This is a genomic window from Photorhabdus luminescens subsp. luminescens, assembly GCF_001083805.1.
GTDB classification, from domain to species: domain Bacteria; phylum Pseudomonadota; class Gammaproteobacteria; order Enterobacterales; family Enterobacteriaceae; genus Photorhabdus; species Photorhabdus luminescens.
Map to the genome: position 1 here is coordinate 701,843 of NZ_JXSK01000001.1, position 24,656 is coordinate 726,498.

Below are 24,656 nucleotides of genomic sequence, written 5' to 3' on the forward strand. Positions count from 1 at the left end.
ACAACAAATCAGCTCACTGTTTTTAGCGATTCAGTGAGCTTTAGTCAGTTCCAGAGCCAACCTTAAATGGTTAATCCCTTCCCTACGCTTTTACTTACAGACCAAAAAGCACTAATCCTCATCCTCCGTTGGTAAAATAGCATTGGGTAAAGCACTAAAAGTTCCCCAATAGAAGGCAATTAAAGAGATCACTGCCACTGCAATAATATCCCAAGGTGCAGGAATAATGCCTTTACCGCCAAATGTGCCTAAATAGGACAGAATAATCATGGCGCTGTAGAAACCGATCAACCATAAAGCAGAGGTTATCTGTTGGCGCAGGCTCACTTTGCTTGTAGGGATTTTATTTTTGAACAACAAATAGATAAAAAACAAGACAATCTGTAATCCAAGCAGCCAGGAAACGGTTTTCCAACCAGACCAATAAACAATGAAGGCGGAAATAATAAAAGAAAGCGGGCCAATGATCGCAAACCCTTTAACATAAAAAGGGCGTTTTATTTCTTTGGCATTACGACGTAAGGCAGAAGCGGTTACTGGCGCTAATGCGTAGCTCAGAATTAACGCCGCAGAAACAACACTGATGAGTTTTTCCCATGAAGGAAAAGGTAATGTCCAAAAAATAGAAAGAATAAACGTCAACCAAAGCGCAGGTCGTGGTATTCCCGATTTTTCATCAATATGGGTAAACACATTAAATAACGTTCCACTTTTTGCCCAACCATAGACGACACGGGGAGTGGCATTCATATAAATATTCCCAGTACCACTTGGAGAGATCACCGCATCACATACCACCAAAAAAGCGAGCCACCCCGCACCAAGGATTAAGGCTATATCACGAAATGGCAGTGAAAAATATTGCCCAATATTATTCCAACCACCAAAGAGTAGATCAGAGGGTATCCCGCCAAGAAAAGCTAACTGCAATAAAACATAAATGACCGTAGACAGTGAAATAGACAGAATGAGGGCAATAGGAATTGTTTTTTGGGGTTCTTCTACTTCACCCGCGACAGAAATAATGGGCGTTAGGCCAAGGTAAGCAAAGATAATGCCGCCCGTTGAAACCGCAGCTTCAACACCCGATATCCCAAAAGGAGAAAATCCGTGAACTTGCAGATTACCCGGATTGAAATAATTAAACAGGATAATAATGACGAGCAGCGGAACGATAAACTTGAAAACACTAATAACATTATTGGATTTCGCAAAGGTTTTCACGCTGTTGTAATTAAGATAAAAGAAAAACGCTAATAAAATAAATTGAACCAGCCAACCTACCAAAGTTGGATTACCAGAATCAGGCTGACTGAGAAATGGAAACCACGCCGCCGCATATTGTCGAGCAGCGACGACTTCGATAGCTATTAGGCTAGAAAACGCAATTAAGGTGATGGAACCCATTAAATACCCCATGAGTTCACCATGAGAAAATACCGGATAACGAATAATGCCGCCTGATTTCGGCAATGCCGCACCCAGTTCGCAATAAACAATGCCGAGTAAGAGCACAGCGATACCGCCAATCACCCAAGAAAAAATCCCTGCGGGTCCTGCAATCACAGACACATGACTGGCCGCAAATAACCAGCCAGAGCCAAAAATAGCCCCTAATCCGATAAAGGTTAAATCCATGAGTGTTAATTGCTTCTTAAATTTACCCTGCCCTGAATCGGATTTTGGCAGTGAAGAGGCTTCGTATAGCGCCATAATTATTCGCCCTTTTCTGTTTATTATTTGATATACGCCAAAGTCGGGTAACTGTGTGTTTTACAAAACTTCTTTGCTCATCACCCCATTGATTAATCGAGAAATATTCAACGGATTATGGTCTTGCAGCGCGGGTGGAAGTAAGGATTTGGGGTAGTTTTGAAAACATATTGGACGCAGAAAACGCCAGATGGCCAGAGTACCAACGGAAGTCCCTCTTGCATCTGAAGTCGCAGGGTAAGGCCCGCCATGAACTACGGCATCACAGACTTCAACACCTGTCGGGTAGCCGTTGACAACCACCCTGCCCGCAATGTGTTGTAATCGTCGGCTGAGATCGTGTGCATTCGCTAATTCATCGTGCTCACCAATCAAGGTAGCGGTAAGCTGCCCCTGCAAACAGTCAATTGCGCGTAAAAGCTGATCTTGGTTCTCAGCTTCAATCACAATCGCAACAGGGCCAAAAACCTCCTCTTGTAACAAAGCATTTTTATTCAACAACAAAGTAATATCTGCGCGATACAGCATCGCACTTGCTTGATTTTCATGATGTTCTCCAATGGCTAACCGTGTCATTAAGGGTTCATCATCCAGTTGATGAATACCTTTTTGATAATTGAGTAATGTGCCTTGGTTCAGCATGGACTGTGCCGGGTGAAACGTGATCTCCTGCGTCAAGTGAGTAATAAATTGATCAAATTCTGGTGAACGAATCCCCAAGATTATTCCTGGCTTGGTACAAAACTGACCGCTACCTAATGTGAATGAATTTGCCAACTCTTGGGCAATCTGTTTTCCCCGCTGTGCTAAGGCATTTGGCAGCACAATAACCGGGTTGATACTCGACATTTCAGCAAAAACCGGAATAGGTTGTGGTCGCTGCATAGCCATATTGAATAATGCACGTCCACCCGCGAGTGAACCGGTAAAACCAACGGCCTGAATAATTGGGTGTTTGACGAGATCTGCCCCCACGCTATTGCCATAAATCATATTGAATACACCTGCGGGCATTTGTGCGGCGATAACAGCACGTTCAATGGCTTCTGCGATGACCTCAGCGGTAGCCATATGGCCGCTATGTGCTTTGAAAACAACGGTACAGCCCGCAGCTAATGCTGACGCCGTGTCACCACCAGCAGTTGAAAAAGCCAAAGGGAAATTACTGGCGCCAAAAACCGCAATAGGACCTAGAGGAATATGGCACTGGCGAATATCAACTCTGGGAAGCGGTTTTCTCTCAGGTTGCGCAGTATCAATACGGGCAGCATGAATATCACCACGGCGTAACAGCGTGGCAAACAGCCTCATTTGCCCGCTCGTTCTCGACCGTTCACCTTGCAGTCGAGCTGGGGGCAGAGCCGTTTCTTCTGATACAAGGGTAATGAAGTCATCACTGAGAGCATCAATTTCATCGGCAATTTTATCTAAAAAAACAGCACGTTCTTCCAACGATGTTTGGCTATAACGGGTAAATGCATTGGCGGCTGCTTGGGCGGCGAGATCGACCTCATGTCGTGTAGCCTGATAAAACGCATAACCTATTAGTGAGTTATCCACCGCTCGCCGGCTGTGCAAACAGCGTTCTCCCTCTGCTTGCCTGCGACCCCCAATAAACTGCATACCTGTATGTACCAACATAACGATTCCTCCCAAGGTATCAGAAACAAGTTACAGCCCAATTCAGAGACCTACATCAGGCAATGAAGGACGATTAGCGAGAGCTTTTTCTACAATGGCGCGGACTTCTGCCAATGTTTCCCCTTCGAGTGGTAAACGCGGTGGGCGGGTAATGGCACTACCACGGCCAACCATTTCTTCACACAGTTTGATGCATTGCACCAAATCAGGGCGGAAATCCAAATGCAACAGAGGCATAAACCAGCGATACAATTCCCGAGCTTCTTCATAACGTTTCTGTTTAGCCAGACGGAATAAAGTCTCTCCTTCCCGTGGAAAGGCATTCGACATACCTGAAATCCAACCTTCTGCGCCCACTGCGACTGACTCTAAAACGACGTCATCCAAACCGGCAAAAAGAATGAAGCGATCACCTGCTTCGTTGGGAATATCACTAAAAGGACGGGTATTGCCTGATGAATCTTTAAATGCAACGATATTTTCGCAATCGGCCAGAGACGTCAGAATTTTCGGCGTAATATCATTTTTATACAGCAGAGGGTTGTTATATAGCATGACGGGTAAATCGGTAGAGGCAGCAATGGTACGGAAATACGCCCTGCTTTCTTTCGGTGTCGGCGTATAAACCAGCGGCGGCATGATCATCACCCCATTAGCGCCTGCCTGACGGCATTCAGAGACCATTTTACACGCATTATCGGTTGTTAATTCTGCGATACCCGAAAGAATGGGGACTTTTCCACCAGCAACATCTACCGCGAGTTCAACAACAGCACGCTTTTCCTTCATAGACAGAGAGGTGTTTTCCCCCACAGAACCATTGACGACCAAACCAGAAACGCCATCTTTAATCAGGTTCGTCATGACCTTCTTTGTGGCGTCCAAATTAATGGAAAAATCGGGGTTAAATTGTGTCGTCACTGCCGGAAAAACACCATGCCAACTAACCTTTCTCTTGTTCATAGCCCTATCCTTTGATCGTCATTGATTTACTTGATATTTAAAATGCAAATTGTTTTTATTTTGTTAATAAAATGTGGCTTATTGGGTTCTTATGGAATGATGGCTATTTCACCACAGAGAAGCTTGTCACTTTTCACAGTGAACAATGACGAAATTAGCATAATAGGAACGGCAAACTTAAAGCTGAGAGACTTTGATAGAACTCGATAATTCCTCATGAACGGAAGTATCAGGAGAACGGCAAATTACTCCAACCCTATTGACTGACGAAAATCACTGGGAGTGAGTCCAGTTAACGCCTTAAATTGCCGGGTAAATGCACTGTGATCCGTATAACCACATTGCAAAGCGACATCTATAATAGGTAATTCTGTCGCCAACAATTCCGAAGCTTTTTCAATTCTGATTTTGTGGATCATCTGCCGGGGCGTCAGGTGAAAGATGCGTTTACAGTAACGTTCTAATTGAGCAACCGAGAGACGTGTTAAATGAGTTAGCTCTTCGAGACGAATGGTTCGATCAAAATTTTCACGAATATAATCATCAACGATAGCCAATTTTTGGTACACAGGATGATTTTCCTTAACTTCCATCAGATCATGAGAAATTCCTGCCATACCAATAATTTGATTATGTTGATTATACAATGGCAATTTATATGTCATGCACCAGCCTGCTTTGCGTCCATGATAAAAATGGAGTTCCAATTGGTTTTGGATAATGACCCCTTGACGTAACACACGCAAATCCTGTTCGGTGTAACAACTGCCCATCTGAGCAGGAAAGATTTCGGAAGAAGTTTTACCAAGCAGCGAAGAGATCGACCTAAATCCGCAACGTGTGGCTAGCGTAAGGTTCACAATTAGATAACGTGCTTTAATATCCTTGATAAAGAAAACCACGCTAGGAATCGCATTTAACAATGGTGTAATTAAGGCAACTGCATTAAGAATATCTTGCAGGTTATTGGGTTTATGATTAACCAGTCCACTACAAAGCGCCGATAAAAACTCAACATTACAAGCATCATGACCATGTGTGCCAATGCCGTTTTTTTCATTGTTCAGGTCTATATTCATCATCGATATCTCCCGTCTATTACCATTAAAATAAGATTTTTAACTCGTGTTTAGTTATTTATCTTGATTAAAAAGATAAATATCAGATTCGATGTATTAGCAATATTCAAAATAACTATTTTACGTTCATGTGATAATTGTCACAGAATTTTATTCCGACCATTGTTATTCATCTATTTGATTTTATAGATTAATTCTCCATTTTTTCTGGTAAAAACAGAAATAATACTCATAAGGTTTATTTATAATTTTTCACTTTATTTCTTTATTTTATTGAAGTGCCTCTATAATAATTCAGTGATTCTTTCATTGTGCTGATTTCAGCATATTGCAGTATGAAATTCATCAAGCGACAAGCGAAATATTACGTCACCATTTCTCAAAAATAGATTAATTGGGTGGCTTTATGGCAGATAAGCATGATTATCAAATTATTCGCGTCATTGATTCACACACAGGTGGAGAACCTACTCGCATGGTAATTGAGGGATTTCCATCTCTTGGCAAAGGAACCGTCGCCAAACAACGTCAACGCTTTGAAGCCGAATTTGATCACTGGCGCAAGGCTCTCATTCTTGAACCAAAAGGGAATGATGTCTTGGTTGGCGCACTTTTATGTCCTCCTACTGCACCTGACGCCGATATGGGGGTAATCTTCTTTAATAACGCCGGGTATTTAGGCATGTGCGGCCACGGCACTATCGGCCTTATTGCTTCGCTCCATCATCTGGGCTGGTTGACCCCCAGAAAGTATAAAATTGAGACGCCGGTTGGGATTGTGGAGGCGGTGCTCCATGAAGATGGAGCAGTGTCTGTTTATAATGTCCCCTCTTACCGTTATCAGCAAAATGTCACCGTGAACGTGCCTGATGTGGGTGATGTTAATGGGGATATTGCCTGGGGAGGAAATTGGTTTTTTCTAGTCAATCAGCACGACCTGTCTCTAACCCCCCACCATATTGATGAACTCACACAATACAGTTGGGCCGTCAGGCAAGCATTGGAACAAGCAGGAATCACCGGCAAAAATGGTGAGTGTATCGACCATATTGAATTGTTCGCCTCTGATAACAATGCTGATAGCCGCAATTTTGTGTTATGTCCGGGGAAAGTCTATGACCGTTCACCATGTGGCACTGGAACAAGCGCTAAGTTAGCCTGCTTGGCGGCGGATGGAAAATTGCAGCCGGGTGAGATTTGGCGCCAATCGAGCATTATTGGTAGTGTTTTTGAAGCCCAATATCAGTGGGTTGGTCAGAAAATTATCCCAGTGATCCGAGGAACCGCCCATGTTTACGGTGATAACAAGTTAATCATTGCTAAGAACGATCCTTTTGTTTGGGGAATCAATGTATGACTTCACCCCAAACACCGGATGTGATTATCGTTGGCGCCGGCATCGTTGGCGCGGCATGTGCTTATCAGTTGGTACAGGATGGTTTGAGAGTCACTGTGATTGATGATGGCGGTAAAGGGGCGACACAGGCAGGAATGGGACATTTAGTGTGTATGGACGTTAATCCTGCTGAATTGGCACTAAGTAGTTACTCACTAGAGATATGGCGAACGTTCACCCCACATATGCCAGAAAATTGTGCATGGCGTAGATGCGGCACACTTTGGCTGGCGGATACCGAAGATGAAATGGAACTGGCTGAGGAAAAAAGCACACGCCTTGCCACCTACGAAATCGAGAATACTCCGATGACCGCGGCACAAATTCATCAGATGGAACCTATAGTGAAAAATGGGATTGCCGGTGGTTTGTCTGTTCCCGGAGATGGGATTGTCTATGCGCCAAATGTCGTACACTGGTTTCTTGCTAGTTGTGATGAAAAGATTCAATTTATTAAAGGGCACGTACATGCCTTAGAGCCTCGGACCGTCGTGCTACGTGATGGAAAGAAATATGGTGCGCCGAGGATATTACTGGCAAATGGGTTATGGAGCACACATCTGTTACCTGAGTTACCGATTGTCCCTAAAAAAGGGCAATTGGCGATTACCGATCGTTATCCTACCTGCATCACACATCAATTAGTGGAATTAGGATATAGCGCCAGTACACATACCTCAGATGACACATCAATCGCTTTTAACGTTCAGGCTCGCCCTACAGGTCAGCTTCTAATCGGCTCTTCACGCCAGTTCCATAACGAAAAACACACGATTGATCTCTCCCTACTCCGTTCTATGCTCCAGCGAGCACTTCATTTTTTACCTCAGCTTGGTCAGATGAATATTTTACGCTGTTGGTCTGGCTTTCGTGCTGCGACGCCGGATAGCTTGCCGCTATTGGGGCAACATCCTGATTACGAATGGCTATGGCTGGCGGTAGGCCATGAAGGATTAGGTGTGACGACCGCACCGGGCAGCGCCAAAATCATCTCTGCATTGATGCTGAATAGAAAAACGGAGATTGATCCACGGCCTTACCAACCTGCACGCTTCACTGCTATAGCCCGTCAGAGGTTGCCATGACACGCAAAAAACCCCCCTTTATCGCTCTGTTTATTGATGGCGAACTGATCACAGTTCCTACGGGGATTACTGTTGCGGCAGCGCTAGCTTATACCAGTGATGAGCATTGCCGTATATCTATATCACACCAATTGAGAGTGCCTTTTTGTGGGATGGGGATCTGCCAGGAATGCCGTTTGATGATTAATGGTCGCCGTCGTATAGCGTGCCAGACAGTGTGTGAAATGGGTATGAAAGTCGAGAGGATCTGAACATGGCAACACCATCACCTTTTACTACATCATCTCCTTCTGCGGTATTGCGCTGTGATGTGCTAGTTGTTGGCGCTGGACCGGCAGGATTAGCTACCGCACAGGCTGCGATACAAGGGCGACAATCCGTTATCCTGATTGATGACAATCCCAAAGCAGGCGGACAAATTTGGCGCCAAGGACCACTTCATACATTGCCGCCGATGGCGAAACGTTATTTATCGGTATTATCCGAAGATGCACTGATCTATTTACCAAGTTGCAAAGTGATTGCAGTAGACAGCCAATGTGTCATTGTTGAAACGGTAGGTAAGCCCCGAATGATTCACTACCAACGCATTGTTCTTTGCACTGGAGCTAAAGAAAAATTACTGCCCTTTCCTGGCTGGACATTACCGGGTGTCACCGGCGCAGGAGGATTACAGGCGCTGATAAAAAGTGGTCTCCCCATGACTGGCGAGCGTGTTGTTATTGCGGGTAGCGGCCCCCTTTTACTCGCGGTTGCCGAGACGGTAAAAAAAGCCGGAGGGAGCGTAGTTGGCATTATTGAACAAGCGCCTTTACACCGCTTACTTTCATTTGGCTTGCGACTATTCCATTGGCCCAACAAATTACATCAAGCCATCACGCTCATACCACTTAAAAACTATTACAAAAACAGTATGGTATTAGGAGTAGAAACCTCGGCAGAAGGTAGATTGACAGGCGTGTACATCAGCAATAAAGGGCGGAAACAGAAACTATCCTGTACGCGCTTAGCTTGCGGTTTTGGTTTAAGACCTAATACGGAACTGGCGCAACTACTTGGTTGCTTGCTGGACGAACAAGGGAATGTTCAGGTAGATACGTGGCAACAGACTACCATACCCGGTGTATATGCAGCGGGAGAATGCACAGGTATTGGCGGCAGCGAGCTTGCGCTTTGTGAAGGATTTATTGCCGGGTTTACCGCGAGTAGTAAATACGCACTGGCAGAGAAATGGCAGCAGAAACGAGTAAAATGGCAGCATTTTGCAACCGCAGTAGCGAAAGCGTTTACATTAAATAAAGAGATCACACAGTCACTTCCCCTTGATACCTTGATCTGTCGTTGTGAAGACGTGAGTTTAAACGAACTTGAACCATTTCAGGATTGGAACAGCGCAAAAATGGCAACACGGTGCGGCATGGGAGCTTGTCAGGGAAAAATCTGTTCAGCCATTCTTCACGATATTAAACATTGGGCAATACCATCCCCTCGCATTCCGCTATCACCTACCAATCTTGAGACGCTGGCAGCAGGAGATACAGAAAAAATTAACTTTTCTGACTGATAGATAACTATCCCCCTTCATTTATCAAACAGAATTCCCACTAAAAATCACAGCTTGTTTGATCGCCTTTGCTATGATTCACTCCAAAAATCATTAAAACCAGTAATGAATGACTTTAAAGATTAAGGTGTGAACATTTATGTATAAGACAAATGGAACCATTTTGGATGTACCGGGTGTTAAGGTTGGGCATGCTGAAGATGAGTTGCAACAAACCGGTTGTAGCGTAATTATTTTCAACAACGGAGCTGTTTGTGGCGTTGATGTCAGAGGCTCTGCCCCAGGGACAAGGGAAACCGAGCTTTTAGATCCCATTAATACTGTTCAGAAAGCCAACGCGGTGGTGCTAAGTGGGGGTAGTGCTTTCGGGTTAGATTCTGCTTCTGGCGTCATGCGTTATCTTGAGGAAAGAAAAAAAGGTTTTGATGTCGGTGTCACTGTCGTGCCTATCGTCCCTGCCGCAATAATTTTTGATCTAAACTTTGGCGATCCTTCTGTTCGTCCTGACGCTAAAATGGGCTATATTGCGGCGCAAAACGCTTCTGAAACCCCTTTTCCATCGGGAAATGTTGGCGCAGGCGCCGGAGCTACTATCGGTAAGATGGCCGGTTTTAACAAAGCCATGAAAGGCGGACTTGGGACCGCATCAGTTAAATTGCCTGGGGGACTGACGATTGGCGCAATGGTTGTTGTCAATGCGGTTGGTGAAATCAGAGATCCTAAAAATGGTAAAACCATTGCAGGCGCATGTGATGAAAATGGTCATCTTATCGATCTCACTCCTTACATCATAAAAAATAACAAAGATAATAATTTCATTCAGGGAGCAAATACCACCATTGGTATAATTTGTTGTAACGCAAATATGAATAAAAGCCAGATGAAAAAAGTTGCCCAGATGGCTCATGACGGTCTTGCAAGGACGATATACCCCGTTCATACCATGAGTGACGGGGATATTATTTTTGCGGCCGCAACAGGTGGTGTAGATTCATCGGTGAATACTGTTGGTATTCTCGCGGCTGAAGTCATGGCTGCTGCGGTTTTAGATGCTGTAAAATCAGCCAAATCAAAATTTGGTGTTAGAGGTTATGCCGATTTAGCGGATTAAAAACTCAGGTTATGGGAAGGCGCCAGTGACGCTCCAAATGCCGCCTGCGCCAACGGAAGCAAACTATGCCTCAATCAGTAAATTAAAGTTATTATCACCAAATTGGACTAATTCATAAACTGCTGCTATAAAAATTAGTGCTGTTTGATATAACTTTTTTTTATTATAAATGATTGGGGTATAAGATATGAAATATGAAATGCCGACATTAAGGCGAGATCTAGAATCACTAGGCCACAAAAAAAAGGTCAATCCATTCTTGTGGGAACAAGATAAGGATATTGTTCATGAAAATCTTTCCAATCAGTTCCCTAACAACCGCAGACGCAAGAATTATCTTAATGATCTAACTGAGTATTGCTGGTTAGTTTATCGTAAAGCCCTTTCAGCAAGCGGGCCGATGCTAATTGGTCGAGGTGGCGACCTCTGGCAGGAAAGATTGTTTAAACCACTCGGACTTGGCCTAGAGAAAAGTGAGAATTCATGGAACCCAAACGCCCAGGGGAATATGTTAATGATAGATAAATGGACCGATGTGATAAATGATTGTTGGGTACTTGGCGGTATTCATAGACATGCAGATTTTCATCTAATGTCGGCCGAAGCCCCATCCAATTTATGGAATCATGAACAAGGCTACCACATCGTTACAGCGAGAGAGATATTAGGTCTTCTCAATTTTGGGTATGAACGTGAAAAACATGGGAAACAAGTGATTTATAGATGCAAAAATCCTTCTTCTGCCGATAGAGCAAGTCTTCACCCCTATAGAATCTTAATGAAAAAAGCAATGGAACAAGGACCTTCTTCAATTACAAAGCTTATTTCTGAACAAGTGACCGGTTTTAACGAGGAAATTAGAACGTTCGATTATTCCAGCTTAAAACCCGTTGTGTAATCCCCCATAACTGCGCACCAACCAATTATTAACCTTGATAAATTATTAATGGAGGGCGTCTTGAAAATAACATTGAAGCACGATGAAATTCATAATCTATAGCGTCTTATCACCCTTTTCACCAATGCGTCAAAAGGGTGATTACGGTCTGATAGATTATTCTGAATCACTCTTAACCTAAATAAGGTAATTTTTCTAATCCCCTAAAGATCAGCACCACAGACCTCTTCATATACAACTTGATGTCGATAAAATCAACTTGGGGCATATGTTAGCATCCACGATCTAGCCTTACCTACAATACCCTATGGATTTTAAAAAGATAACGGATATAAATAATCTAATCAAAAGGTTAACACTATGTCAGACATTCGCCTGTATATGCTGCAAACCGGAACCATCAAATGTAAGGTTCACCACATCAAGATGAATCAAGGCAACGGCGCCGATTATGAAATTCCGATTCCATTTTTCTTACTCACTCATCCCGACGGTCATACGCTAATTGACGGCGGCAATGCAGTTGAAACTGCAACTGACCCTCAAGGCTACTGGGGAACTATCACCAAAGCCTACTGGCCGGTGATGCGTGAAGATGAAGGTTGTGTCGCTCAAGTTAAAAAGTTGGGTATCGATCCCGCAGATATCCGCTATGTGGTGCAATCCCATCTTCACCTCGATCACACTGGCGCAATAGGACGCTTCCCTAACGCGACACACATCGTACAGCGACGTGAATATGAATATGCCTACACACCTGACTGGTTTACTACCGGCGGCTATATCCGCAAGGATTTCGATCGTCCCGGTCTAAAATGGGAATTTCTCGATGGGGAACGCAATGACATGTTCGATGTTTACAGAGATGGCACATTAAAAACGGTATTTACTCCGGGGCATTCCCCCGGACACCAATCACTACTGGTGACCTTGCCGAACAGCGGCAGCCTGCTGTTAACGATTGATGCCGCTTATACCCTCGATCACTGGGAAGAACGAGCACTACCAGGGTTTCTCACCTCTACCATTGAAACCGTCCGTTCGGTGCAAAAACTACGGCATCTAGCTAAGCGCACGAATGCAATTGTGGTAACAGGGCACGATCCGGATGCCTGGCCAACATTCCGTAAAGCGCCGGAATATTACGATTAACCCGAATTTATCAATGCAAAATAGCCAGAAACTGGAATCGACTCGACGTTTCTGGCTTGGCGCTTATTTCATTAAAGCTTAACTTATCTAACCGTTTTTCCTCACTCTTCCACTCTCAGCCAATCATTGACAAAAGATAGGGCATTTTCAGATTTAAACCCAATTGAAGATATACCGGTTGGTTTCCACAATAACTCGATAACACGAACTTTTTGGTTATAATTAAGAGTATTAAAGAGTTCACTTAATTGCTCATCTAAAGATAAATCGCAATATTGAAGAAAATATTCATTATCGAATTGCTCGCAACATCCAGCAAAAAGCTTATTACTATTTTCACGATTTAACCCACAACATCTCACACGTTTAAAACCAGATTTATAATAAAAATCGCATATTTCATCATATCGGTATGCATTAACGATAGGATTTAAAAATGCGTCTACATTAACAGCAATCTGATCAACGCTATCATCTAAATGATTAGCTGTATTATCGCCATATTGATTCCGACTTAAATTTTTACATAATTTATTCATTAAATCGATATGTAAAAAATACTCTTTCGCGTGAGTTTGCTTTACAAAAATCTGCAAAAGCTCTCGCTGCTTCAATCGTTCATATTCTCCTATCACGTTGTATAGCCAAATAAGCGCTATACCATCTTCATTTAATGAACGTGAAGCGGCGAAAAAACCCTGTTGCGGACACTCCATATGATGAATAACACCGGTAGAAACAACAACATCGAATTGATTATTTCGTGTTAGCTGCTCAATCGTATTATTTTCTAACGTGACGTTATCCAATCGATGATAAGATATCAGCTTATCTGCTACCTCTAACGCTTTATCCGTCATATCAATGCCCACAAATTGGGTATCGAGATACATACTTGCCAGCCCTACCAAACGATGCCCCGTTCCACACCCTAAATCGAGCACATATTTTCCCGTTAAATAACCCGGCTTAAATATAAGTCCTACAATCGTTGCCATATCATAAATAAGATTATCTCCAATGGCAGAACTAGGATATGGGTATCGGTTATACATCGCTTTGACATCCTGATTACTCATATCTATTTCTCCGAACAAAATGATAAATCAGTGGTACTAGCTCATAATGACCAATCATAGTTAGTATAGTAGTTACCCACATCAAATTCATGGCAACGAATAATTAAAGTATCTCATGATGGGAAAAATATCTTAAATTCAATTATACCCGTTATCTTTCAAATTGCCTCTTTGTTGGCTGCACTCACTCACCCCGGTCACATAGTTTTCTATGCTCCCGGGGATTCGCTCCCTTGCCGCCTCAATGCATCTTGAAATCCATAGGGTATAGAATGAAAATAATTTCATATCAACCAGAATATTAATCACAATAATATATCTGCCAAAATGACATTCAGTTGTCAGAATAATCATCTGTCATAAAATAGTGAATAACCCATTTTATTTTTTCCGACTAAATCTGGCCATGCCCGGCTTTTCCGGATTAGGAATAAACCCTGGATTTTCAGCATCGGGTCTCCAACTTACTTTCATTTTCGCGCCAACCCGATTGTAGAATTTTTCCAATTCATAAATATCGTTTGCTATGGTCCATTTTCCCTTACTGATAATAGCAACAGGAAACTCTCCAGGTTCAGCAACAGCTTTAACAATTCCGCCACGCTCCTTTACTTCCTTCCTTTCTTTGTCCATAGCGAAAGCCGGATAATTTACTTGAGGACCATGTCTGATAACATTACGTTCTATATCATCAAATAATCGCTTGGAATCATATTTGGCAATAAATTGGTTAATAATATCGATTATTTTCTTCTCTTCTGGTGAATCAGATGGAACTGAATGCGGCTGCGTCGTAAAACTAATCATGTCATGCATATCATAGTCACCCGTGAAAGGCAGCTTGGCCCAGCTTTTTTTTCTTTTCAATGGAGACAGACTTGTTTCGAGATTATCCAAATCTATTGGATAAATGTTTCCATTGATCAATCCATCTGATGACCCGTAGCGACTGCTCATATACATACCTTGAAGACGACCGCTTTCTCTATCCCAGTGACCGACATAACCTTCAATAGACGCCCTACGCACTTTATCTATGACATCTGAAGCTTCATCTCCAGAATAAGCTTTTCTAATTGAACCCGGTTTAATTGTTTTTTCAAGAATATCATGCCCTTTCGCTGCGGCGCCTTTACTCAACGCTTTCAGAGTAGGTCCACCTGCCGCACGAAAACTGACAGCAAAATTACCCTTTATGGATGCTTCTTCAATCGCTTCCATATGTCCTTCCCAAATAAACTCTCTCTTAACTTGCTGGCGAATATCAGAGTCGCTTAACATATTTGTAACTCCTTTGAATAGTTGAAAATCAGAATAATTAAAACAAGGTGAATATTAATTTATTTAAATATCCACCATGCCACATAATATATTTATATGTAAAAAAACTCTAAATCAAACTAACTCACACATCAAAAATAAATATTAATTTTATGACAAATCAGAAACTGTAAACACAAAACTACAAGTTCACGTCTGTAATTTAATCAAATATTATTTAACAAACAGCAAGATAACCTGTTTTATAAGATATTGTAAAAAAAACCAAACCGTCTTGCTCTATTCCCATATACAGTATATTTTTATTTTAAATACTAAAACAAAAATCATGGCTGTGATCAGATAATATCAAATAGATATAGTCACTATAATCTAGCGAGAATCTCTCACACCTATATAACAAATAACAAAGGGGGATATTATGCATGTCGGTATTATTGGAGCCGGAATTGGTGGTGCATGTTTAGCACATGGATTACGTAAAAATGGAATCAAAGTGACAATTTACGAACGCAATCCTATTTCATCAATCGATCTTCTTGGCTACGGAATTCATATTGATATATTAGGTCAACAGGCAATGCAGGAGTGTCTCACGGATGAAAATTGGCTCACCTTTAAACAGACGTCAGAACCTATTGGTGGACAATCGCGATTTTATAATGAGCGTCTGCGTCTTCTCGCTGTTCATGGCGGTATTTCTCCAATGGCAGGACGGATTATTTCCGAGCGGCGTCTGTCAACTAGCAGATTTGAACTCAAAGAAATACTAAGCAAAGGACTTTCAGATATAACTCAATGGAACAAAACATTCGTTCATTACGAACATATCGAAAATGGAGGTATTAAAATTTTCTTTACCGATGGTAGCCATGAAAATGTCGATGTTCTTGTCGGCGCAGACGGTAGCAATTCAAAAGTACGTAAGCAGTACCTTCCTTTTATCGAAAGATTTGATGTCGGTGTTAGTATGATAATGGGTCGTTCACGTCTTACTCCGACTCTCGCAGCTTTGCTGCCCCAAAATTTCTTGGATGGAACACCCAACAGTATCGTACCTAAAAGCTCTGACTGGTTGTTTATCACTATGTGGCGTGCCCCAGTTGATACCCATGCAGAGGCTACCTCGACAGAAATGGGCGATTTTATAATTTGGGTTTACGTAGCAGCAACAAATAGTTTTCCCAACGATATCACCAATTTTTCCTCTGAAGCCCTCTGCGACCTAGTCCTATCCCGAATGGTTTCATGGGATTCAAATCTGCATACTTTAATTAAGCATAGTGATATGGAAAACGTATCTTCGATAAATTTACGCAGCATGCCTCATCTTCCCCCTTGGAAATCCAGTAACGTCACATTACTCGGAGATGCTATTCATAACATGACGCCAATGGCAGGCTTCGGCGTCAGCACTACACTTCGAGACGCTCTTTTACTCACACAGAAGCTTGCTAGCGTAGCATCGGGCCACGAAGAGTTAGTCAAGGCAATTTCAGATTACGAACAACAAATGCGCGCATATGCTAATGAGATCGTTGGAATTTCACTGCGCAGCGCTCAAAATGCTGTAGAACATTTTTCAATACCACCATTAAAACAACGCCATTTGAACATAAGAAGAAAAAATACATCTCAAGGTTATCAACTCCGGCGTTAATATTCCGAGCGAATTGTCATACCTGAACTCATTCCATTATTCTAGATATATTGTTACAGCAGTACAGATAAAGTAAAGATAAAAAGGAGCTGCCACCAGTACATATTGTACTGGTGGCTTGGTTTAACTAATTATGCAATTTTTACCCAAGGATAAGTATCAGATGTTCCTCCACCATCCGGCACGGTGCCTCTATTCCACCATTTAGCTTCCCAATTTTGATTGTTCCAATTCACTCTATCACCGGCCTGATACACCTTATTTGCATCCCAGACAGGGTAATCACTCCCGTTATCTGGATTAACGGGATCAACCGGTTCAACATTAATACCCTTGAAATAGAATGGCGCCATCTCTATTTTTTGCGTGATTAATTCACAACCAAGACCCTCTCTGGCCGCATTGACTAATAAACCTCGGTCTTGATCTACGGTCCAGGTAAATATTCCCCCCAGATTCTTTTCTAATGCATATTGCGCTTTAGCTTTAACTGAGCGAGGGGTATCAAGAGAAATAAACAACTTGCTTTCCTTATTATAGAGATAATCAGCATCTGCTATTTCATCGGTATACAAGTCAAAATTATTTCTCCCCCTCTTTTCTTCCAAATCTAGATAATTATATATCGTGTCGTACCATTCTGTTGTCCCTGATTCAAATGATCCGGTTGTTGTAATCTTCGGATCTTTTTTCGGGACATAACCGGGATCATAACTGCCAGATAATGGAGAATAACTATCAATAACCGTATTTCTGCCATTACGCGAATAGCCGGTGTAACCAATATTGATTGCAGATGCAGGTACACCAAGGCTCAATAAATATTCAACCGCTTTCTCTACACTATTATCACCACCAGGATAATTACGGAGATTCGTATGATGTAACAACCTCTCAGCCCACGGAGTACCAAAGAAATCATAGGTCATCACGTTAATACCATATAGCCCAACTTGCAATAATTCAGGTATTTTTGATTTTTCCATTTTCTCTGGTACCGCCGAACAAGCAATACTGATTTTTATATCTGAACGTCCCGCTTCTTTAAACGCAACAGTTAAATCTTTAATTAAACTAACGTAATAATCGCCATCATCTGGCGCATAGATGTTACCTTCATTTCCAGCAACGCCGGGATACTCCCAATCAATATCAATTTCGGTAAGCATAGGGAAACGTTGAAATATATCAACTAAACTCGAACAGAAATAGGATTTTAGTGTTTCGTCTCTGACCATATTATAAAAGCCATTACTCATGGTCCAGCCACCAACACTAAATGACATAATAAGGTCATGGCCTTGAGCTTTTGCAGCTTGTTGAACTTTAGCCAATCCACCTAATACGCCCATACTTTTAGATTGATCAAAATCCCTTGGCATTTGGATATCTTGCCAACCAGAATAAGTACAATTCTGATAAGATTGGCAATCTCCCCAAGCATCTGTGAATGTCACTTCTCCATTATTAGTGCGGGCAAAAAATGGCGCTTGCTCTTTAATTTGCTGCTTTTTTTCACCCTCATCACCTAATATTCCACAGAAGCCAATAACTAATTTATCATAAGCAAAAGGATTATCTAAAAGGTGCTGTAAATCTATTCCTCTACCTCGACGAATAGGATCTTGATTTCCTTGTAATCTACCGTCATATTGCGACCAATCTGTATAATAGCCAAAAACTTTAGGTTTATTTCGTGTGTCATATTTATTATAGACTGGTAATAAAGTTCTTCCCGATGTGTAACTGAAATTTATTGTTTCAGTTGATGGATTGAAATTATCTATCTTATAAGACTGTTCACTGAGAGAATCTGTCTGGATTATTTTTGACATAAATCACCTCGACTAGATATCAATTTATTTTTCGATGAACACTCCAATTGCTTTACTTGCGTGGTAACATAATTACATTCTAGCTTGTATTCTTAGGAAAACAAATAATTGCTATTTGTTTGATTGTTAATGGTCAACTCAAATTTATGTCAACGAAACTTACATTACCGACCATTTATTATCAGATAGTAAAAACAAATAATTGCAAATTGTAAATATATTAACCGTCATTATTACAATTATCTACCTAAATTAAATTTGTAAATTAATTTTTACGAACCATTTATTTTAATTTTATTTTCAATTGACTATTCCTTATATTTTATATCTATACTAATTTGTATCCTTAGGGGTGTTCGTTTCTTTGAAATATTATTACCATACTTATATATGGAGATTAAAATGAAAGCTAAAGATGTTCAGCCAACCATTATTATTAATAAAAATGGCCTTATCTCTTTGGAAGATATCTACGACATTGCGATGAAACAAAAAAAAGTAGAGATATCAACGGAGATCACTGAACTTTTGACGTATGGTCGTGAAAAATTGGAGGAAAAATTAAATTCAGGAGAGGTTATATATGGAATCAATACCGGATTTGGGGGGAATGCCAATTTAGTTGTACCATTTGAAAAGATTTCAGAGCATCAGCAAAATCTGTTAACTTTTCTTTCTGCTGGTACTGGGGACTATATGTCCGAACCTTGTATTAAAGCGTCACAATTTACTATGTTACTTTCTGTTTGCAAAGGTTGGTCTGCAACCAGACCAATTGTCGCTCAGGCAATTGTTGATCATATTAATCATGATATTGTTCCTCTGGTTCCTCGCTATGGCTCGGTGGGGGCAAGCGGCGATTTAATTCCTTTATCTTATATCGCACGCGCATTATGTGGTATCGGCAAAGTTTATTACATGGGGGCAGAAGTTGACGCTGCTGAAGCAATTAAACGTGCAGGATTGACGCCGCTATCGTTACAAGCAAAAGAAGGTCTCGCTCTGATTAACGGCACACGGGTTATGTCAGGTATCAGTGCAATTACCGTCATTAAACTGGAAAAACTATTTAAAGCCTCAATCTCTGCTATTGCCCTCGCTGTTGAAGCATTACTTGCATCTCATGAACATTATGATGCCCGGATTCAACAAGTAAAAAATCACCCTGGGCAAAAAGCGGTGGCAAGTGCATTGCGTAATTTATTAGCAGGCTCAACTCAAGTTAATTTATTAACTGGAATTAAAGAACAAGCTAATAAAGCTTGTCGCCATCAAGAAATTACCCGGCTAAATGATACCTTACAGGAAGTTTATTCCATTCGTTGTGCGCCACAGATATTAGGTATAGTGCCGGAATCTTTAGCTACCGCACGGAAAATATTGGAGCGGGAAGTTATCTCAGCTAATGATAATCCATTGATAGATCCAGAAAATGGCGATGTTCTGCACGGTGGGAATTTTATGGGACAATATGTTGCCCGGACAATGGATGCATTAAAACTGGATATTGCTTTAATCGCCAATCATCTTCATGCCATTGTGGCACTGATGATGGATAACCGTTTCTCTCGTGGATTACCTAATTCACTGAGTCCGACACCCGGCATGTATCAAGGTTTTAAAGGCGTCCAACTTTCTCAAACCGCTTTAGTTGCTGCAATTCGCCATGATTGTGCTGCATCAGGTATTCATACCCTCGCCACAGAACAATACAATCAAGATATTGTCAGTTTAGGTCTGCATGCCGCTCAAGATGTGTTAGAAATGGAGCAGAAATTACGCCATATTGTTTCAATGACAATTCTGGTCGTTTGTCAGGCCACTCATCTGCGCGGCAATATTAGCGAAATCGCGCCTGAAACCGCTAAATTTTACCATGCAGTACGAGAAATCAGTCCTCCTTTGATCGCTGATCGTGCATTAGATGAAGATATAATTCGCATTGCGGATGCAATTATTAATGATCAACTTCCTCTGCCAGAAATCATCCTGGAAGAATAAAAAGAAAATCACTGAAAGCTTTTCAGCCATCTCTTGACTAAAAATACAGAACCCCATTTACTACTGAGGTAGAAACAATGAGAGTAAACAAGGGGTTTTGTATGGTCGTTTTTGTGACAGGAGCAACTTCAGGTTTTGGTGAATCCATTGCCAGAAGATTCATTCAAAACGGTTCTAAAGTTATTGCGACTGGACGACGTAAAGAACGGTTAGCAAAATTAAAAGCTGAACTAGGTGATAATTTTTACTTTGTTCAACTTGATGTAACTGATCGGACAGCTATCAACCAGGTTATAGAACAATTACCAGAATCACTCCGTGATATCGATATTTTAGTCAATAATGCAGGTTTAGCGCTTGGATTAGAACCTGCTCATCTGGCTAACCTGGATGACTGGGAAATCATGATTGATACCAATGTCAAAGGACTTGTCAATATGACCCGTGCTCTGCTGCCTGGAATGGTAGCAAGAAATCATGGGCATATTATTAATATCGGTTCTACCGCTGCAAGTTGGCCATATTCCGGTGGGAATGTTTATGGCGCAACTAAAGCTTTCGTCAAACAGTTTAGTTTAAGCTTACGAGCAGATTTGCAGGGAAAAAATATCCGCGTTACTGATATAGAACCCGGTTTAGTTGGTGGAACTGAGTTTTCTTTAGTCCGTTTTAAAGGTGACAACGACAAAGTAAATAAAACTTACGATGGCGCCCAAGCATTAACTGCTGAAGATGTCACTGAAGCTGTTTTTTGGGTCGCCAATTTACCTGCTCATGTCAACATTAATACATTAGAAATGATGCCAGTTTGCCAATCATTTGCCGGACTCAGTGTACACAGAAGTGAATAATTGCATTCTTCTTGATAATTTGTTGAACATCTTGATGCTATCTTATAATTTATCTATCTGATAGTTTCTTTTTGCGCCATCTAAATTGGCCCCACTCTACTTTCAAGAGGATAAAAAATGAATACTCGTAATTCTTTGATATTAAAAGCTATGCCAGCTATCGCTCTGGCAATACCATTGTTATGGCAAACGCCGGCATTGGCGGCAACTTGTACTAGCGGAAGTACCTGCGTCACCGTGCATGGCAGCGGAGATAGCGTGCTCGATAAAGAAGCCGCTCGTCAAAGCAAAGAACAATGGGATGAAACCAAAAATCTTCGCACTAAGGTTAATAAACGTGCCGAAAAAGAGTTCGATAAGTTTGATAAAGCCATTGATGCTCGTGACGCATGTCTGAAAAGCACCAATATCAATGCTTATTGGGAACCCGATACCGAACGTTGTTTAGACAGCAATACAGGTATGCCTATCAGGCCGTAATATAGAGGTGATGATAATGAAGATGAAAAAAGCGCTTTTATGCAGTGCATTGTTCTTTACCCTATCCCCATTTGCACTTGCTGCACAAGCTTCGTGCGAAAGCGTGAAAGAGCAAATTACGCAGAAAATTATCAATAATGGTGTGCCGGAATCTGGCTTTACATTGGAAATTGTCGCCAATGACCACGTTGAACAAGCCGGAAGTAAAATCGTTGGGCATTGTGAAAATAATGCCAAAAAGATTGTGTATACCCGGCAAGGAAGCCAATCTCAACCTCATCCGACCGCCAAATAGACCCACATCATCTTTCTGAAGGAAAATACTACAGTTTGGAGAAAATATTACGCCAATATTTTACCATTGATGAGTAGAGGTCGAGGCTATGCGCTTCGGCCCTTTTCCATATTATCTCTCTGTGAACATCACGTTAGTGGTGTTTTCCGTAGCAAGTTGCACCTAAACGATACCTCCAATATCACCTCTAATATAGTTTCATATGTAAACCATTAGTTTTTTTAAAACTGACAATTCAGATCATCAACTCTAATATTATCACGCTTTGAAATATAAATATTTGCCGAATAATTATGGTGAGTTAAATATCTTATTTACTCAAGAAATCATATTGAAATTTTAAAATAGGAAACCGTTATGAGCGATCTTATCGCTAAGAAAATTCTCTCTATCATGGTGTTTTTCACAGCATTAACTGTATCAGGATGTAACGCTATCGCAGGAAATCAAACAGAAACCGATAATTTTAGTAGTAATAGCAACGAGCAATATGTAAAAATTTATTTGCATAATAATACATCACATTTATTAGCGGCTGAAAAAACAGACTTACTTTGGGGAAGTTGGATTGAAAACCCATCGTCATCAATATCCGCATATAGTCGCGATTCATTCGCTTCAAAAGGTAAGATTTTTAGTGGCACTGAGGGCGAAGTTATTTATCGTTTACCCAACGGTGAAGGTAAGTTAAATGTTCACTGGAGTCTTTCATATTGGGGTGCTCAGAACCACAATATCTATCTTTCCGAAGTATCAGCTAATTATAAACTTGAGAAAACCGTTAAAAGTTCCTCTTCTTACGGCATCAAGATTGATATTTATCTCACTGAAAAAAATATAGATAGCAATTATAAAATTGCCGTGATGTCAGATCCTCAACCGTGGCGTTTAGATCCTGAAACAGGCGATCCCAATGCCGACAAAAAACCGTGGGAAGAATTGAATAGAAAGGTAGCAAACAGTATCAATAATATTTATGAAAGCAATCATCTTGCTTTTGGCATCGTTAATGGCGATCTTACCGAGTTTGGACGTGCTAGCACCAGAAGAAGCCTTGATGAGATATATACATCAAAAATCAAATTCCCGCTATTTATGGGATTAGGAAATCATGACTATGCAAATAATGTTAATGATTGTACTTATCCTGAGGGCCTTGATTTCAGTCGTAATGCCTGTGCCAGATCCGCAGTATTTGATATGGCAGAGAGAATAAGCGTTTATAGTAAAGAATTAAATAATTTCTCCTATGACTATGACAATGAAACATGGAAAGGAAGTTTGTCTTATTCATGGGATTTTGGTGATATTCATTACGTCCAATTACAAAATTATCCTACCTATAGCGTCAATCTGGATCACTATGTAAGCCCAACCATTTACATTACAAAATCCCTTGATTGGTTGGAAAGCGATCTTAAATCTGCCCAAACCAGAGGAAAGGCCGTCGTTTTAAACTTTCATGATGGGTATGACCATTTTATTGATAACAGCAGTTATGCTGAAAGAGAGAAATTTAAGTCATTGATTAAAAAATACAACGTTATGGCTGTTTTCGTTGGACATTCACATTTTCTTAAAGAATACAACTCCTCGGTATTTGGAAATGCAAGAGTCTACGATAGCGGAGCACTATTTAAAGGTGATTTCTTTATCATTAATGTTAACAAAAAATGCATGGAAATATCTGCATATAATGGAATAAGTGGTATCCCCAAGTTTGTTAAAAAAATGACGAGTGTTTGTGGTAAATAGAGATCAAACCAATTTATATCGTACTCAGATTTTAGCTTGATGATAAACCTCACTTTTTCGCAAGTGAGGTTTTCTTATTGATCGTTCACAGATCGCAATCACGATATTTATATATATTGGTTCTCTATACCAACTTCACTCTCACTTCCCCCAACTTGTTTAAATATAGTGGCGACATCCAAGTAGCAGGATAAATCTTTCTCTTCGGGACGTAAAATATAAGGAATTTCACCTAATTGCGGCGCATTAATGTGACGGCGTAACCTACCCATCACTTTGGTATAGTGCGATAAACCAGGATTAATTCTGTTAGCTATCCACCCGACTAATTGCAATCCATCATTTATTATTGCCTGCGCAGTTAAAATTGAGTGATTTACACAGCCAGGCTGAATACCAACAACTAAAATGACTGGGATTTTTTCCCTAATCACCCAATCAAAATAAAAAGTTTCATCATCCAGTAATACACGCCAACCACCGTTACCTTCAATAATAACGCGATCTGCTTTATTACTAAGATTATTCAATCCTTTTTTCATCTGTTCGAAATCAACCTGATTTTCTTCACAATACCTGCTTTTCCAGATAACTGGGTTAATTTCTTCATATTTAAGCAGAACAGGAGAAGATTTTTGTAGAATCACGCCATCTCGATTACGCATACCTTCTTCTGTTTCATACCCTTCTGTGGCTATAGGTTTATACCCTACTGCCGTTGCTCCGTCACGATTAAAAAATTGTAATAATGCACGGGTAACAACTGTTTTACCTATGTTGGTATCTGTCCCCGTAACAAATAGGCGCGTTAACATAA

At 41.0% G+C, this 24,656-nt stretch carries 21 protein-coding genes; 13 read left to right on the forward strand and 8 right to left on the reverse strand.

The genetic code is table 11. The features are described from left to right. Window positions 1–111: 111 nt before the first annotated feature. The 4 genes from TI10_RS02670 to TI10_RS02685 all read right to left on the reverse strand — a co-directional run bounded on the left by TI10_RS02670 (window position 112) and on the right by TI10_RS02685 (window position 5,399). Window positions 112–1,713 (reverse strand): APC family permease, encoded by a 1,602-nt coding sequence (locus TI10_RS02670; RefSeq protein ID WP_049581623.1) that lies wholly within the window; start codon window positions 1,711–1,713, stop codon window positions 112–114. Window positions 1,714–1,773: 60 nt separating this feature from the next. Then, complete coding sequence (locus TI10_RS02675; protein WP_049581625.1) at window positions 1,774–3,354, reverse strand: aldehyde dehydrogenase (NADP(+)); 1,581 nt, start codon at window positions 3,352–3,354, stop codon at window positions 1,774–1,776. Window positions 3,355–3,396: 42 nt separating this feature from the next. Then, entirely contained in the window at window positions 3,397–4,317 is a 921-nt protein-coding gene (locus TI10_RS02680) for a dihydrodipicolinate synthase family protein (RefSeq protein WP_049581626.1), read from the reverse strand. A 245-nt stretch (window positions 4,318–4,562) separates the two neighbouring features. Continuing rightward, window positions 4,563–5,399: an AraC family transcriptional regulator gene (locus tag TI10_RS02685; RefSeq protein ID WP_139180473.1), complete on the reverse strand. Its 837-nt coding sequence runs from the start codon at window positions 5,397–5,399 to the stop codon at window positions 4,563–4,565. Window positions 5,400–5,802: 403 nt separating this feature from the next. On the opposite strand from TI10_RS02685, the gene TI10_RS02690 reads away from it, so the two are divergent. From TI10_RS02690 to attM, 7 genes are all read left to right on the forward strand, one after another. Further along, on the forward strand, window positions 5,803–6,753 hold the full coding sequence (locus TI10_RS02690; protein ID WP_049581627.1) for a 4-hydroxyproline epimerase: 951 nt from the start codon (window positions 5,803–5,805) through the stop codon (window positions 6,751–6,753). Continuing rightward, entirely contained in the window at window positions 6,750–7,877 is a 1,128-nt protein-coding gene (locus TI10_RS02695) for an NAD(P)/FAD-dependent oxidoreductase (protein WP_049581628.1), read from the forward strand. The genes TI10_RS02690 and TI10_RS02695 overlap by 4 nt, the downstream gene beginning before the upstream one ends. Continuing rightward, window positions 7,874–8,128, forward strand: coding sequence for a 2Fe-2S iron-sulfur cluster-binding protein (locus tag TI10_RS02700; RefSeq protein ID WP_049581630.1), 255 nt, complete (start codon window positions 7,874–7,876; stop codon window positions 8,126–8,128). The genes TI10_RS02695 and TI10_RS02700 overlap by 4 nt, the downstream gene beginning before the upstream one ends. 2 nt (window positions 8,129–8,130) lie before the next feature. Further along, window positions 8,131–9,441: an FAD-dependent oxidoreductase gene (locus TI10_RS02705; protein WP_049581631.1), complete on the forward strand. Its 1,311-nt coding sequence runs from the start codon at window positions 8,131–8,133 to the stop codon at window positions 9,439–9,441. Between the two features lie 139 nt (window positions 9,442–9,580). Continuing rightward, on the forward strand, window positions 9,581–10,552 hold the full coding sequence (locus tag TI10_RS02710; protein ID WP_049581632.1) for a P1 family peptidase: 972 nt from the start codon (window positions 9,581–9,583) through the stop codon (window positions 10,550–10,552). Between the two features lie 187 nt (window positions 10,553–10,739). Further along, on the forward strand, window positions 10,740–11,450 hold the full coding sequence (locus TI10_RS02715; RefSeq protein ID WP_049581633.1) for a hypothetical protein: 711 nt from the start codon (window positions 10,740–10,742) through the stop codon (window positions 11,448–11,450). 360 nt (window positions 11,451–11,810) lie between these two features. Next, on the forward strand, window positions 11,811–12,602 hold the full coding sequence (attM, locus tag TI10_RS02720) for an AttM family quorum-quenching N-acyl homoserine lactonase (protein WP_175445313.1): 792 nt from the start codon (window positions 11,811–11,813) through the stop codon (window positions 12,600–12,602). 101 nt (window positions 12,603–12,703) lie between these two features. Here attM and TI10_RS02725 read toward each other — a convergent pair whose 3' ends face one another. Then, complete coding sequence (locus tag TI10_RS02725; RefSeq protein ID WP_244161496.1) at window positions 12,704–13,681, reverse strand: class I SAM-dependent methyltransferase; 978 nt, start codon at window positions 13,679–13,681, stop codon at window positions 12,704–12,706. 381 nt (window positions 13,682–14,062) lie between these two features. Next, the gene (locus tag TI10_RS02735) at window positions 14,063–14,962 is read right to left on the reverse strand and encodes a hypothetical protein (RefSeq protein WP_049581636.1); all 900 of its coding nucleotides are present in this window, start codon (window positions 14,960–14,962) and stop codon (window positions 14,063–14,065) included. A gap of 421 nt (window positions 14,963–15,383) precedes the next feature. Here TI10_RS02735 and TI10_RS02740 point away from each other — a divergent pair, with 421 nt between their 5' ends. Next, entirely contained in the window at window positions 15,384–16,622 is a 1,239-nt protein-coding gene (locus tag TI10_RS02740) for a stiblene epoxidase (RefSeq protein WP_049581637.1), read from the forward strand. Between the two features lie 131 nt (window positions 16,623–16,753). Here TI10_RS02740 and TI10_RS02745 read toward each other — a convergent pair whose 3' ends face one another. After that, window positions 16,754–18,457, reverse strand: a complete 1,704-nt coding sequence (locus tag TI10_RS02745; RefSeq protein WP_049581638.1) for a glycosyl hydrolase family 18 protein — start codon at window positions 18,455–18,457, stop codon at window positions 16,754–16,756. Window positions 18,458–18,859: 402 nt separating this feature from the next. On the opposite strand from TI10_RS02745, the gene stlA reads away from it, so the two are divergent. The 5 genes from stlA to TI10_RS24395 all read left to right on the forward strand — a co-directional run bounded on the left by stlA (window position 18,860) and on the right by TI10_RS24395 (window position 23,839). Beyond that, on the forward strand, window positions 18,860–20,458 hold the full coding sequence (gene stlA, locus TI10_RS02750; protein WP_049581639.1) for a phenylalanine ammonia-lyase StlA: 1,599 nt from the start codon (window positions 18,860–18,862) through the stop codon (window positions 20,456–20,458). Between the two features lie 101 nt (window positions 20,459–20,559). Further along, window positions 20,560–21,309 carry a bifunctional NADP-dependent 3-hydroxy acid dehydrogenase/3-hydroxypropionate dehydrogenase YdfG gene (ydfG, locus tag TI10_RS02755; protein ID WP_049581640.1) on the forward strand — a complete coding sequence of 250 codons (750 nt, stop codon included), beginning with the start codon at window positions 20,560–20,562 and terminating at the stop codon, window positions 21,307–21,309. A 117-nt stretch (window positions 21,310–21,426) separates the two neighbouring features. Then, complete coding sequence (locus TI10_RS02760) at window positions 21,427–21,789, forward strand: DUF1283 family protein (protein ID WP_049581641.1); 363 nt, start codon at window positions 21,427–21,429, stop codon at window positions 21,787–21,789. 22 nt (window positions 21,790–21,811) lie between these two features. Then, window positions 21,812–22,084: a DUF1161 domain-containing protein gene (locus TI10_RS02765; RefSeq protein ID WP_049582149.1), complete on the forward strand. Its 273-nt coding sequence runs from the start codon at window positions 21,812–21,814 to the stop codon at window positions 22,082–22,084. A gap of 357 nt (window positions 22,085–22,441) precedes the next feature. Then, on the forward strand, window positions 22,442–23,839 hold the full coding sequence (locus TI10_RS24395; RefSeq protein WP_080984980.1) for a metallophosphoesterase: 1,398 nt from the start codon (window positions 22,442–22,444) through the stop codon (window positions 23,837–23,839). 107 nt (window positions 23,840–23,946) lie between these two features. Here TI10_RS24395 and bioD read toward each other — a convergent pair whose 3' ends face one another. Continuing rightward, window positions 23,947–24,654 carry a dethiobiotin synthase gene (gene bioD / locus TI10_RS02775; protein ID WP_049581642.1) on the reverse strand — a complete coding sequence of 236 codons (708 nt, stop codon included), beginning with the start codon at window positions 24,652–24,654 and terminating at the stop codon, window positions 23,947–23,949. Window positions 24,655–24,656 lie beyond the last annotated feature (2 nt).